The sequence below is a fragment of the Paraburkholderia sp. genome, assembly GCF_036488795.1.
Classification (GTDB): domain Bacteria; phylum Pseudomonadota; class Gammaproteobacteria; order Burkholderiales; family Burkholderiaceae; genus Paraburkholderia.
Map to the genome: position 1 here is coordinate 37,593 of NZ_DASXHA010000134.1, position 12,836 is coordinate 50,428.

Here is a 12,836-nt window from a genome sequence, read left to right on the forward strand (position 1 = left end):
TTTCAAACGCGTGACGCGAGGCAAATCCGGCAAGCGTGCCCTTAACCTTCGCCTTCCTGACAAAAGCGCCGCCCCGGAATATGCGAGACCACCGCTTGAGCGATTTCAGCTGGCGTGCTTTCGGCGGGCACCACGCGCCGGCATGATTCGGGCGTGTGCTTCATGGTCCATTCGACGAGCCGATAGGAGCGTCCCCATGGAGGCTGCAGCGGGTCCGATACGGTGCAGGACCGGATCTGGCGTACCCACTCGTTACCGGGCATGGCCCGCAGATGTTCGAATACCGTATCTTCAACCATGATCTTATTGTTCCCCTCGCAGCAATGCGCCAATTCTTGCGGTGCGCCGGTGGCACCCCCTCAGGTTAAAAAAATGCCGCCGATACTCAGGCGGCTCAACAGGGGATGTTGAGCGTGATAGTTGCAGGGGAAAATTAAGCCAGACTTAAAACAATGCCGAACCGCGTCAGAAAGGCGCAGCCGTTGCCCGTCAAGGCAATAAAATCTGGTCAATGCGCTGACGTTCTCTGCGATCAGGCTCGCGGAAATGAAATCTGCATGCACCCCTTATGCGTGGCGTATTGGTGCGCCGTGTGCCGCAAGTGGACGTGACCCTCAAGACCCGGCAGAAATGGCCGTTATAAAAAGGGTTGGGGCTGCCGACCCCGTTTCGCCTTAGGGCAGCACTATTGAACGTGACCAATCTCGCCCAAACGCCACTTTCCGACCGCCTGCGTGCGCTTGTCGACACCGTGCAGCACAACGAGCGCACGCTGCGCCGCTTCCAGGATGTGGAGTTACGCCTGATCGGAGCACAGGATTTCGCTTCGTTCCTCGAAACGCTGTTTGTCCAGTTGCCGAAGGAATTCGCGCTGGCGACGGTATGCGTCTGGCTCGACGACCGCGCGCCGATGTTGCGCGATCTGCTCGAACCGGGCGCGCTGCGCTCGCTCAATCTGCACAATCTGCGCACCAGCCGCGAAGGCGGCCTTGCGGCGTCGCGGCTGTGCGTAGCCGGGCGGCCGTGGCTGGGCCGCGTGCCGGAAATGGACGAGACCGCGCGCAGTGCGTTTTTCGGCGACACCGGCGCGCCCGCCAGCGCGATCGTGTTGCCGCTGGCTGCGGGCGGCAAGGTGTCGGGGTATTTGTGCCTCGGCAGCGGGGACGCCGGGCGCTTCGGCGAAGGCATGGCGACCGATATCCTCGAACGCTTCGCGAACATCGTCACGGCGAGCCTGGATAACGTCGCTCATCGCGAGCGCCTCAAGCAACTGGGCATGACCGATCCGCTGACGGGCCTCGCCAACCGCCGCTATTTCGATGAACGGCTGCGCGAGGAAATCCTGCGGGCCGCGCGTTACTCGGTGCCGGTCGCGTGCCTCTTCATTGACGTCGATTCCTTCAAACGCATCAACGATACCTACGGACACCTCACGGGCGACCGCGCGCTCGCCGCGGTGGCGGCCTGCGTGCGGCAGCAGGTGCGGCTCGGCGATACGCTGGCGCGCTACGGCGGCGAGGAATTTGCGGCACTGCTGCAGGGTGACCGTTCCGACGCGCTGGTCGCAGCGGAGCGCGTGCGTCATGCGGTGGAGCAACTGGATCTGCAGGACGACCATGGCGAGCGGATTGCGTTGACCGTGTCGATCGGGGTGGCAGCCCGCACCATGGTGGGCGCCGCGCACAAGGCAGCCGGCTTGGGCCAGCTGCTGATCGAGGAAGCGGATCGCGCGATGTATCAGGCCAAGCACAATGGCCGCAATCGCGTGGAAGTGGCGGGTGGTGACGGGAAAAGCTAGCGGGCGACAGCTCACCCGGTTGCCTCGGCATTCCAACAGTTTTCGATGCCGCGCTGCTGCGCGAGGCGGAGCTTCGTCTCGCAGCGCTCGTTTTGCGGGTCGATCAGCGAGAGCGGACGCAGGAACGATGCATTCCCGCCACCTCGAATGGGTGCTCACGCATCGGGCGGCACCCCCAGCAGCTGCAGCGCGCCGCCCGTGACAGCGCCGAATACCGGACCGGCCACGGTGCCGCCGTAAAACGCCTTGCCGGCCGGGTCGTCGATCATCACGGCGACGATCAGACGCGGGTCGCTCATCGGCGCCATGCCCACAAACAGGGCGCGATAGCGGTTCTTCGCGTAGCTCGCGCCCACCTGCTTGCGCGCGGTCCCTGTCTTGCCGCCCACGCGGAACCCCTCCACCGCCGCGGCGCGCCCCGTGCCGCCTTCTCCCACCGCCATTTCCAGCATTGTCCGGATGGACTTCGCCGTGGCGGGTGTCGTCACTGCATGGCCGGCGCGGGCGGGGTTAAGCGCGTCGGTCTGTCCCTCTGGAGGGCGGTCGAGCAGCAGGCTTGCCGGATGCATCGTGCCGTCGCCGGCGTAGGCGGTGTAGATCTGCGCAAGCTGCAGCAGCGAGGCGGATAGCCCATAGCCGTAAGCCATGGTCGCCTGTTCGATGGGCCGCCAGCGTTTGAACGGACGCACCTTGCCGGCCGCCACGCCGGGGAATGTCAGCGCCGGTTTGCGTCCCAGTCCGTACTCCTGATACTTGGTCCAGATGGTTTGTGCCGGCAGGTTGAGCGCAAGTCTGGCGAGGGCGATGTTGCTGGACTTCTGCACCGCTTCGCTCACCGTCACCACGCCGTGGTTCGACGTGTCGTGGATCACCGCGGGTCCGATCCTGTACCACCCCGGCGAGGTATCGATGAGGCTTTGCGGCCCCACCTTGCCCGCGTCCATGGAAAGCGCGACTACGACCGGCTTGATGGTCGAACCCGGCTCGAACGTGTCCACTACCGCGCGATTGCGTAGCTGCCGCCCGCTCAGGCGAGTACGGTCGTTCGGATCGAAGCTCGGGTAGTTGGCGAGCGCGAGAATCTCGCCATTGCGCGCGTCCAGCACGACCACGCTGCCCGCCTCCGCGCTATGCCTCGTCACCGCCGCCTTCAGCTGCGCGTAGGCGAGCTGCTGGATGCGGCGGTCGATGGTCAATTGCACCGTCGCGCCGTTTTGCGCCGGCACGAGCGGGCGCGTGTCGGACACCGCGCGGCCAAGCCGGTCGCGGATCACTTCGCGTTCGCCGGCCTCGCCGAGTAGCTGCGCGTTGGCGGCGAGCTCGATTCCTTCCTGGCCGTTATCTTCGATGTCCGTAAAGCCGACCACATGCGCCGCCGCTTCGCCTTCGGGATAGAAGCGCTTCGAATCGGCGATCTGCGTGATGCCGGCAAGCCCCAGCTTGTCGAGACGGCTGGCCGTATCCGCGTCAACCTGGCGCTTGAGGAGCACGAACGATTTGTTGCCGGACAGACGCCGGCGCAACTCCGCAAGCGGCATCTCGAGCACGGCGGCGAGCGGAGCGAAGGCCGCCGCGTCGACTAACTTCGGGGTCGCCCAGATCTCGTAGGTGGCGAGGCTGACGGCGAGCATCGAGCCGTGGCGGTCGACAATCCGGCCGCGCGTGGCGTCGAGCTCGATGGTGCGTTGATAGCGCTTCTGGCCTTCGCCGACGTAGAAATCCTGATTGACTACCTGGATCCAGAAGGCGCGGCCCACCAATGCGCCGAAGGCAGCGAACATCAGCAGGATTACGAAGGTCGAGCGCCACTTGGGCAAGCGCGACGTGAGGACCGGATTCCCGGCGGCGGGCGCGTGCGGATCGCGTAGCCGCGATTTTTTCTGCTGGATCATGAATGCGGATACGGGCAGCGCAGCGAGGCTGCGGGGCGCCGGCTCAGCCCGGCGAACCGGATTGCGGTATGTGCTTGTCGCGGCACGAGTGTGCTCCCTTGGCGAAGGCGCACGCTGGCGGGCGTGTGCCGGGTGGGTGAGCGCCGCGCATATGGGCGGCGATAAAGACTTTGAGCGACCTGCGAAACCTCACGGCCAGCAGGCGGGCCGCGAAGTCGCCCAACAGCGCGACGAGCGAGGTCAGTGCTTTGCGCCACGCCCGTATGCTGCAGCGGTGATTGTAATGAGAACGTAATCTGGATGCGAGCATCACGCATGGGGAGGGTGGCCGGGCGGGCTTATCCGAAGCGTCGCCGTACAACGAAAACGCGTTGAGGCAGGTTCGGGTGGGCTGAAGTGCACGCAGGGGGTGGCGCAGGCGGGTGATACGTCTTGTGCGCCGGGAGGATGCGCGCGGGTCGCGGACGAAGGAGGCCGTGCCGCCAAAGAATGCTGGATAGAGCCGCGCGGATTTGAAAATTCGCGCGGCTGGTTCGTTCGATAAGTGCGTCCTCTCCGACGCTGCGTGTTTCGAGGCGCTCGATGAGCGCCTTCTTTTTTGCTTCCTGCGCCGTGCGCCGTAATCAGGCCGGCAGTGCGAAACTCGCAATGGCTTCGCGCAGCACGCTCACCTGATCTTTCAGCGAATGGGCGGCGGCAGCGGCCTGTTCGACGAGCGCCGCGTTTTGCTGGGTGACCTGATCCATTTCGCCGACCGCGCGGTTGACCTGCTCGATGCCGGCGCTTTGTTCACGTGAGGCGTGGCTGATTTCCTCGAGGATTTCGTTGACGCGGCGCACCGAGTGGACGATTTCTCCCATCGTCGAACCGGCGTTGGCGACCAGCGACGCGCCTGCTTCGACGGTGTTCGTCGAGGTTTCGATGAGCGCCTTGATTTCCTTGGCGGCAGTGGCCGAGCGTTGCGCGAGGCTGCGCACTTCGGCCGCGACGACTGCGAAGCCGCGGCCTTGTTCGCCGGCGCGGGCTGCTTCGACGGCGGCGTTGAGCGCAAGGATGTTGGTCTGGAAGGCGATACCGTCGATCACGCCGATGATGTCGCCGATCTGCTTCGAGCTGTGGGTGATTTCGCCCATCGTACGCACGACGTCGTCGACTACACGGCTGCCGCGGGTGGCGACGTCCGCGGCCTGGCCGGCGAGTTGCGCGGCCTGGGTGGCGCTGTCGGCGTTCTGCTTCACGTTGACGGTCATCTGATCCATGCTCGATGCGGTTTGCACGAGCGCGGCGGCTTGTTCTTCGGTGCGTTGCGAGAGATCGGTGTTGCCGGCGGCGATTTCGGTGGCGCCGATGTTGATGTTTTCAGTGCCCAGACGCACTCGCGACACGGTCTCGACGAGGCCGGCCTGCATGGTATGCAGCGCGTGCAGGAGGCTGGCGGTGTCGCGCGCCTGCACGGGGACGTCGACGGCGAGATTGCCGCGCGCCATGCGTTGGGCGGCGCCGACGGCGACTTCCAGATCGCCGCCGAGGCTGCGGCGTACGCTGCGCAGCACGAGCACCATGACGATGGTGGCGACGGCGCCGAGCGCGACGGTGATGGCGAGCCAGATCATCAGGTTGGCGTAGAAGGCTTGCTGGACGTCGTCCATGTACATACCGCTGACGATGTACCAGTCCCACGGTGCGAAACGCAGCGAGAAGCTGGTTTTGGCGACTGGCTGGTCATGGCCGGGTTTGGCCCAGAGGTAGTCGACGAAGCCACCGCCGTCGTGGTTGCCCGCGGTGACGATATTGACGAAGAGGTGGTTACCGGCCGGGTCGGCGAACTGGGCGAGGTTTTTGCCGTTGAGTTCCGGCTTGATGGGGTGCATGACCATGACGGGCTGCGAGTCGTTGATGGACACGTAGCCGTCCTTGCCGTAGCGCATGTCGGCGAGGGCGCCGAGCGCCTGTTTTTTGGCGTCGTCTTCGCTGAGGACGTGTTGTTGCGAGAGGGTGTAGTAGTGGTTGGCGATGCTGGCGGACTCCTGGACGATGGCCGTGAGCTGTTCACGACGGTCGGAGATCATCGAGGAGCGGTTTTGCCAGGCGCCGAAACCGCCGATCAGGATCAGGCCGACCCAGAGGACGGCGATCATCGATCCGAGTTTTCTGTTCAGTGTCATCGGGGGGTGGGTCATCTTTCAGATGTTTTTAATGGGGCTTGGTTTTTTGGCTACGCGTGTTCGTTGTTTACGGCTTTGGTTTGTTTTTTGCGTAGCAGGGATTACCCGTAAATTCAGGTTTTTGTTTTTGTCTGATTAATATTGGATTTTTTTGCCTGCGGCGTTGGTTCTTGCTGGTTGCCTTACGGTGTTGGCCTTGTTCTGATTTTGGTTTGTTAGCTTCGCTGTTTAGCTGGTTGCCTTACGGCGTTGGCCTTTCCTTGTATTCTTGTCGGTCTATTAGCTTCGCCCCTGTGCGGGGCAGCACTCACTTTCTTTGCCGCCGCAAAGAAAGTAAGCAAAGAAAGCGGGCTCAAACCGCCAGCCAGTAGGTGGCCATCTCTGTCGCAAACCGGAAACGGCCCAACACCAGACCCGCCCTCGCACAGTCGCCCTCGTGACACAGCACTCATCCGCTCCAGCGTTGCGCTGCGCGCCCCGCCGTCGGGCATAACCATCCTCGGAGGGCGCGGTGGGTGGGGATCGCAGCGCGATTCGACACGCAAACAGCGGGTGGCAACGGGCCGCGAATGCGGCCCGGCTTTCCCATGCATGCCCGTCCGCGACGCACGGAGTGCGGAGTGGGGTGAATGAGTCCTTTGTCACGAATGCTGGATATGCGAGAGCGGGTCTTGTCTCGCACCACTCTGGTTTTATGGCAGTGGGGGACACTTATGAGCTGGCGGTTTGAGCCCGCTTTCTTTGCTTACTTTCTTTGCGGCGGCAAAGAAAGTGAGTGCTGCCCCGCACAGGGGCGAAGCTAATAGACCGATAACAATTCAAGGAATGGCCAAGATAAAAATAGACGACTTAAAATATAATAAACATTAATCAGATCGCCATTTAAAAATATATAAAAATTAGAAAAGCGAAGATCCAGACTTATCCAGAGAAAATAAAAAAACCACATTTCTCCAATAAAAAGCAAAAAACACCAACAACAAGTCACTTTAAAGACGAGTTGCTTTCATTTCCGATATAGTCCGGTGTTTGATGGCGCGAAGCGCAAAGCACAAAGCGCGGCTTGAAACCGCACTGATAACGTGCCACGCCGGCAAGACCAAAAAAAGCACGACTGAAACAGCAGAACAGCAGAACAGCGAAGCAAACAATCCTGAGCAGGAGAACTCCGTAGATGAACGCCCGCGAACCCAATGCCGCCGCGCGCAGCGCAAATAACGGCACAAACCCCGAATCCCGCACGACCCGCCTGCGCCAGCTTCTCACCAGCCAAAACCTCGAATTCATGATGGAGGCCCACAACGGCCTCTCCGCCCGCATTGTCCGTGAAGCCGGCTTCAAGGCCATCTGGGGCTCCGGGCTCGCCATTTCCGCGCAATTCGGCGTGCGCGACAACAACGAAGCCAGCTGGACGCAGGTCGTCGATAACCTCGAATTCATGGCCGATGCCAGCGACCTCCCCATCCTGCTCGATGGCGATACCGGCTACGGCAACTTCAACAACGTCCGGCGACTCGTGCGCAAGCTCGAACAACGCGGCATCGCCGGCGTGTGCATCGAAGACAAACAGTTCCCCAAGACCAATAGCTTCATCAACGGCGAACGCCAGCCGCTCGCCGAAATGGACGAGTTCTGCGGCAAGATCAAAGCCGGCAAAGACTCGCAGACCGACGACGACTTCTCGATCGTCGCCCGCGTCGAAGCACTCATCGCCGGCTGGGGCATGGACGAAGCACTGCGCCGCGCCGAAGCCTATCGCCAGGCCGGCGCCGACGCCATCCTGATTCACAGCAAACTGTCGCGCCCCGACGAAATCCTCGAGTTCGCCCGCGAATGGGCCGGTCGTGGCCCGCTCGTGATCGTGCCAACCAAGTACTACAGCACGCCGACCGAGGTGTTCCGCGAAGCGGGCATCAGCACCGTGATCTGGGCGAACCACCTGATCCGCGCCGCTACCTCGGCCATGCAGGCCGTCGCCAAAGAGATTCACGATAGCGAAACACTCGTCGATATCGAAGACCGCGTCGCCTCCGTCAACGAAATCTTCCGCCTGCAAGACGCCGACGAATATTCTGAAGCCGAAGACCGCTACCTGTCGGCGTCGCGTGCCTCCGGTTCGGCCGTCGTGCTCGCGGCAAGCCGCGGCGCCGGCCTCGAAGCGGTTACTGCAGATCGTCCGAAAGTCATGCTGCCGATCGCCGGCAAGCCGTTGTTGCGCTGGCTCGTCGACGCATTCAAGAAGCACGGCGTCAACGACATCACCGTGGTCGGCGGCTATCGCGCCGACGCCATCGAAACCGCCGGCATCAAGCTCGTCGTCAACGAACGTCATGCGCAAACCGGTGAGCTGGTGTCGCTCTCCTGCGCAGTCGACGCGCTCAAGACGGATACCGTCATTTCGTACGGCGATCTGCTGTTCCGCAGCTACATCGTGCGCGATCTGGTCGAAAGCGAAGCGCCTTTCAGCGTCGTCGTCGATTCGACGCTGACCGAGCCGGTCAACACCAGTGTGCGCGATTTCGCATGGTGCTCGGCGCCGGACGACCGCGGCCTGTTCGGCAACACGGTACTGCTGCGCCGCGTGTCGAGCGAGCCGCAAGACGCTGCGTCGGGCGAGGCAAAACTGCCGGACGGCCGCTGGGTCGGTCTGCTGAATGTGCGCGGCGCCGGACGCGAGCGGCTGCAAGCGGTGCTGGCCACCTTGCGCGCGCGTCCCGATTTCGATTCCCTCGACATGCCGGCGCTGCTCAACGCGCTGATCGACGCGGGCGAAAGCATTGAAGTGCAGTACGTGCACGGTCACTGGCGCGGTGTGAACGATCTTGAAGACTTCCGCCGCGCCGGCGATTTCGCCCATGCGCAAACGCCGTTTGCAGCCGGCGCTCCGGCACGCGGAGAGGCGCAATGATCGAAGCCGCCCAGTTTGTCGAGGCGGCACGCGAGCGCGGGTTTGACTGGTACGCCGGTGTGCCGTGCTCGTATCTGACGCCGTTCATCAACTACGTATTGCAGGATCCTTCGCTGCACTATGTGTCCGCCGCGAACGAAGGCGATGCGGTCGCGCTGATCGCGGGCGTCACGCTCGGTGCCCGTCAGGGCCGGCGCGGCGTCACGATGATGCAGAACTCCGGCCTCGGCAACGCTGTAAGTCCGCTGACTTCGCTGACCTGGACGTTTCGTCTGCCGCAACTGCTGATCGTCACGTGGCGCGGTCAGCCGGGTGTCGCGGACGAACCCCAGCATGCCTTGATGGGACCCGTTACGCCCGCCATGCTCGACACGATGGAGATCCCCTGGGAGACCTTCCCGACCGAGGCTGATGCCATCGGCCCGGCGCTCGATCGTGCGATCGCCCATATGGACGAAACGGGCCGCCCGTACGCGCTCGTGATGCAAAAGGGCAGCGTCGCGCCCTACGAGTTGAAGCAAGGCGGCGAGGCAGCGCGCCGTACGCCCTGTGCACCGCGTGCGCAATGGCGCGGCCTCGCATCCGATGCATTGCCCACGCGGCAGAACGCGTTGCAGCGCGTGATTGCGCACACGCCGCCCGAATCGACGGTGGTGTTGGCCTCGACCGGTTTTTGCGGACGCGAACTCTACGCGCTCGACGACCGCCCCAACCAGTTGTACATGGTCGGCTCGATGGGCTGCCTGACGCCGTTTGCGCTCGGCCTTGCGCTCGCGCGTCCCGATCTGCACGTGGTCGCGCTCGACGGTGACGGCGCCGCGCTGATGCGCATGGGCGCGTTTGCGACGCTCGGCGCGTATGGTCCGGCCAATCTCACGCACGTGCTGCTCGATAACGGCGCGCACGATTCGACCGGCGGCCAGGCAACGGTGTCGTCGCAAGTGTCGTTTGCAGGCGTGGCGGCGGCATGCGGTTATGCGTCCGCGGTCGAAAGCGACGACCTGGCGGTGCTCGACGAACTCTTTGCGTCGCCGCAGCTGAGCGGTCCGCGTTTCGTACGCCTCGCGATCCGACGCGGCACGCCCGACGGTCTGCCGCGTCCCACCATCACCCCGCCGGATGTGAAGACGCGCCTGATGCGCCACATCGGCACCGCTCAAGGAGCCTGACCATGCTGCTGCTCAATCCCGGCCCGGTGACGTTGACCGAACGTGTGCGCCAGAGCCTGCTGCAGACCGACCTGTGCCATCGCGAGAGTGAATTCTTCGATCTGCAGGAAGAAGCGCGCACGCGCCTTCTGAGCCTCTACGAACTCGACCCCGCCGAGTGGCAAGCGGTGCTGATGACCGGTTCGGGCACGGCGGCCGTCGAAAGCATGATTGCCGCGCTCGTGCCGGAACACGGCAAGCTGCTGGTGATCGAAAACGGCGTATACGGCGAGCGCATCACGCAGATTGCCAGCCAGTACCGCATCCCGCACGAGACCGTGAAGCACGACTGGATGGAAGCGCCCGACCTCGGGCGCATCGCCGCGCAACTCGATGCCGCAGGCGATTTCACGCACGTCGCGGTGATTCATCACGAAACCACCACCGGGCGTCTGAACGATCTGCAGGCGCTTGCCGCCGTGTGCCGCGAGCGCGGTGTGCGTCTGCTGGTGGACGGCGTGAGCAGTTTCGGCGCGGAAGCCATCGACTTCGCGGACAGCGCCATTGCAGCCGTCGCCGCTACCGCCAACAAATGCCTGCACGGTGTGCCGGGCGCGTCGTTCGTCGTGGTGCGGCGTGAGGCGCTCGCGCAAGCGGCGAGCCGCACCTATTACCTCGACCTGGGACGTCTCGCGAAGCTGCAGGAGCAGCGCAATACGCCGTTCACTCCCTCGGTGCACGCGTACTACGCGCTCGTCGAGGCGTTGCGCGAAATGGCCGACGCCGGTGGCTGGCGCGCCCGTCACGCGCACTACGCGGCGCTCGCGGAACAGGCGCGCGTGGGGCTTGCCGGGCGCGGCATGGCGTGCGTGCTGGCGCCGGAGCAATCGTCAGTGGTTTTGCGCGCGTACCGTCTGCCCAACGGCGTCAGCTATGCGCAACTGCACGATGCGCTGAAGGCGCGCGGCTTCGTGATTTATGCGGGACAGGGCGGCCTGTCGGCGGAGTTGTTCCGCATTTCGACCATGGGCAACATCCAGCCCGCGGATATCGACCGGCTGCTGCAAGGCTTTACCGAGCTGACGCGGTAATTCGGTCAAACCGGGTCTTTGTCGGGCGGCCCCTCGGGCCGCTGCGGCTCGTCATTGTGGTGACCCGGCGACGGCGGCACGTACGGATCGCCCTCCGGATCGCGCGTCGGGTCCGCGTGCGGATCGGGAATCGGGCTGGTGTGGATGCGGCAGATCATGATGTCACCTCGGCGATGGCGCGGCGGACCCACGCGCATGTGCGGCGCCGGCCGCCGCGCGATTGCGAGTCCCGATCCTGATAGCGTAGGCGATCCTGGGCATGCTTGCCGCAGCTTCGCCGCCGCCGGCTATCTCCTCGCGCGAAACCCCGGCCCGCGTGACACGCTGAGCTGCCAGTAGCGCTCAGCGGAGAACACGTCGTCGCAGCCGTGCGGACCGAAGGCGCGCAGCTGACTCTCGTATGCGTTCACGGCTTCGCGTTTCAGGAAGATCTGGCGTTCTGCATCGAGCGTGTGGCCGGCGGCCGGATGCGCCGGGGTGGCGACGATGCCGCGCTCCGCCAGATCCTTCATGCGCGCCTGCACCGTGCCGGGGATGCGCCGGTACAGCGCTTCCTCGTACGCAAACCACGCGAGGTGCGACAGGCGCGGCAGAACCTCGCAGCAGGCTTCGTACACCAGCGCGTGATCCGGATGGAACAGGCCGAGCGGCATGACGAGCGTATTGGCGGTCGAGCGGTAGATGGTTTCTTCGAGCGCGGCCGCGAGCGTGCTGATGGACGGCGAGTCGAGGTACTGGCCGTCGCGAAACGGCATGCGTACGGGGACCGCCTCCAGCACCTCCAGCGCATGGTTGTCTTCGAGGGTGCGCGCATGGATCGATTCATACGCACTCGCAAAGCCAGCCTTGCTGTCCCATTCGGTATGCATATCCTGCTCAGGGGGTGCGGCGAACACCGTACAGACGACGGCATCAGGATGGGTTGCGAGCAATGCGCCGCAGCCGAACACGGCGTCATCGAAATGGGGAGAGACGACAAAAAGGCGCGGGCTGGTTTCGCTCATGAGGTCGCAGTAGGTTCTCGGGAAGCGCGTGGGCTGCCGTCGACGTGGCTGGAATGACGATGTCACCTCAGCTTAGACGGTATTGACGCGGTTTGCGCGCAACCTCTGCGGGCTCGCAAGGCGTGTGCCCGCCCCGCTAGTGACTACACGGCGCGCAGGTCTTCGGGCGTGTCGACGTCGCGCAGAATGCCCGGATCGTCGACGTCGAGCCGCAACACCTGATGCTCGGCCAGCAAGGCGCGCGCGCCGGTGTCGCCGTCGAGCGACAGCAGCGCCTCGCGATGCTCGGAGCCAAAGCCCACCGGATGTCCCCGTTGACCTTGATAAACCGGCACGACGATCGATGCGCCGCCGTCGAGCGTGCGCGCGACCGCCTCGATGGTCGGCACCGCGATGCGCGGCATGTCGGCGAGCGCCACAATCCAGCCTTCCGCGTCTTCGCTGGCCTCGATGCCGGCGGCAAGGCTCGCACCCATGCCGCGTTCGGCATCCGCGGAGAACACCACGTCGCAGCCGGCGTCGTTGAGCATGCGCGCGAGCGCTTCCGAGCCGGGCCGCACCACCGCGAGTACGCGGGTGACGACCAGCAGCAGCCGATGTGCGGCTTCGTGGGCGACCAGCGTGCCGTCCGGCATGCGCGCGAGCAGCTTGTTGTGCAGGCCGTCAGGATCGAAGCGCGACCCGTAGCCGGCGGCGAGCAGCACGCCGGTGGCGAGCGAGGCATAGGCCATGGGAGGCACCAGGAAAGGGATGAGGGGAATTGTGCGGCGCAACGCCCGCGGAAGGCAAGCGTGAATGCGCCGACGCGGATATGCCAAGGCGGATATGCC

Annotated in this window: 10 protein-coding genes; 4 read left to right on the forward strand and 6 right to left on the reverse strand. The window is 64.2% G+C overall.

What is annotated here, in order from left to right:
* Nucleotides 1-41 precede the first annotated feature (41 nt).
* Nucleotides 42-299, reverse strand: a complete 258-nt coding sequence (locus VGH41_RS19545; RefSeq protein WP_331599174.1) for a DUF2866 domain-containing protein — start codon at nt 297-299, stop codon at nt 42-44.
* A gap of 395 nt (nt 300-694) precedes the next feature.
* Here VGH41_RS19545 and VGH41_RS19550 point away from each other — a divergent pair, with 395 nt between their 5' ends.
* Nucleotides 695-1,798 carry a GGDEF domain-containing protein gene (locus VGH41_RS19550; RefSeq protein ID WP_331599175.1) on the forward strand — a complete coding sequence of 368 codons (1,104 nt, stop codon included), beginning with the start codon at nt 695-697 and terminating at the stop codon, nt 1,796-1,798.
* Between the two features lie 155 nt (nt 1,799-1,953).
* Here VGH41_RS19550 and VGH41_RS19555 read toward each other — a convergent pair whose 3' ends face one another.
* Entirely contained in the window at nt 1,954-3,690 is a 1,737-nt protein-coding gene (locus tag VGH41_RS19555; protein ID WP_331599176.1) for a penicillin-binding protein 2, read from the reverse strand.
* 623 nt (nt 3,691-4,313) lie between these two features.
* The gene (locus VGH41_RS19560) at nt 4,314-5,855 is read right to left on the reverse strand and encodes a methyl-accepting chemotaxis protein (RefSeq protein WP_331599177.1); all 1,542 of its coding nucleotides are present in this window, start codon (nt 5,853-5,855) and stop codon (nt 4,314-4,316) included.
* A 1,174-nt stretch (nt 5,856-7,029) separates the two neighbouring features.
* Between VGH41_RS19560 and aepX the strand changes: the two genes are divergently transcribed.
* Genes aepX through VGH41_RS19575 form a run of 3 tightly spaced genes read left to right on the forward strand, consistent with a single transcriptional unit; the run spans nt 7,030 to nt 11,002 of the window.
* Nucleotides 7,030-8,763: a phosphoenolpyruvate mutase gene (aepX, locus tag VGH41_RS19565; RefSeq protein WP_331599178.1), complete on the forward strand. Its 1,734-nt coding sequence runs from the start codon at nt 7,030-7,032 to the stop codon at nt 8,761-8,763.
* Entirely contained in the window at nt 8,760-9,932 is a 1,173-nt protein-coding gene (gene aepY / locus VGH41_RS19570) for a phosphonopyruvate decarboxylase (protein ID WP_331599179.1), read from the forward strand. Before aepX ends, aepY begins: the two co-directional genes overlap by 4 nt.
* A gap of 2 nt (nt 9,933-9,934) precedes the next feature.
* The gene (locus VGH41_RS19575; RefSeq protein WP_331599180.1) at nt 9,935-11,002 is read left to right on the forward strand and encodes a 2-aminoethylphosphonate aminotransferase; all 1,068 of its coding nucleotides are present in this window, start codon (nt 9,935-9,937) and stop codon (nt 11,000-11,002) included.
* Nucleotides 11,003-11,007: 5 nt separating this feature from the next.
* On the opposite strand, the gene VGH41_RS19580 is transcribed toward VGH41_RS19575, so the two are convergent.
* The 3 genes from VGH41_RS19580 to VGH41_RS19590 form a co-directional block, all read right to left on the reverse strand.
* On the reverse strand, nt 11,008-11,160 hold the full coding sequence (locus tag VGH41_RS19580; RefSeq protein WP_331599181.1) for a hypothetical protein: 153 nt from the start codon (nt 11,158-11,160) through the stop codon (nt 11,008-11,010).
* 129 nt (nt 11,161-11,289) lie between these two features.
* Nucleotides 11,290-12,006, reverse strand: a complete 717-nt coding sequence (locus VGH41_RS19585) for a PIG-L deacetylase family protein (protein ID WP_331599182.1) — start codon at nt 12,004-12,006, stop codon at nt 11,290-11,292.
* A 143-nt stretch (nt 12,007-12,149) separates the two neighbouring features.
* Nucleotides 12,150-12,737 (reverse strand): nucleotidyltransferase family protein, encoded by a 588-nt coding sequence (locus VGH41_RS19590; protein WP_331599183.1) that lies wholly within the window; start codon nt 12,735-12,737, stop codon nt 12,150-12,152.
* Nucleotides 12,738-12,836 lie beyond the last annotated feature (99 nt).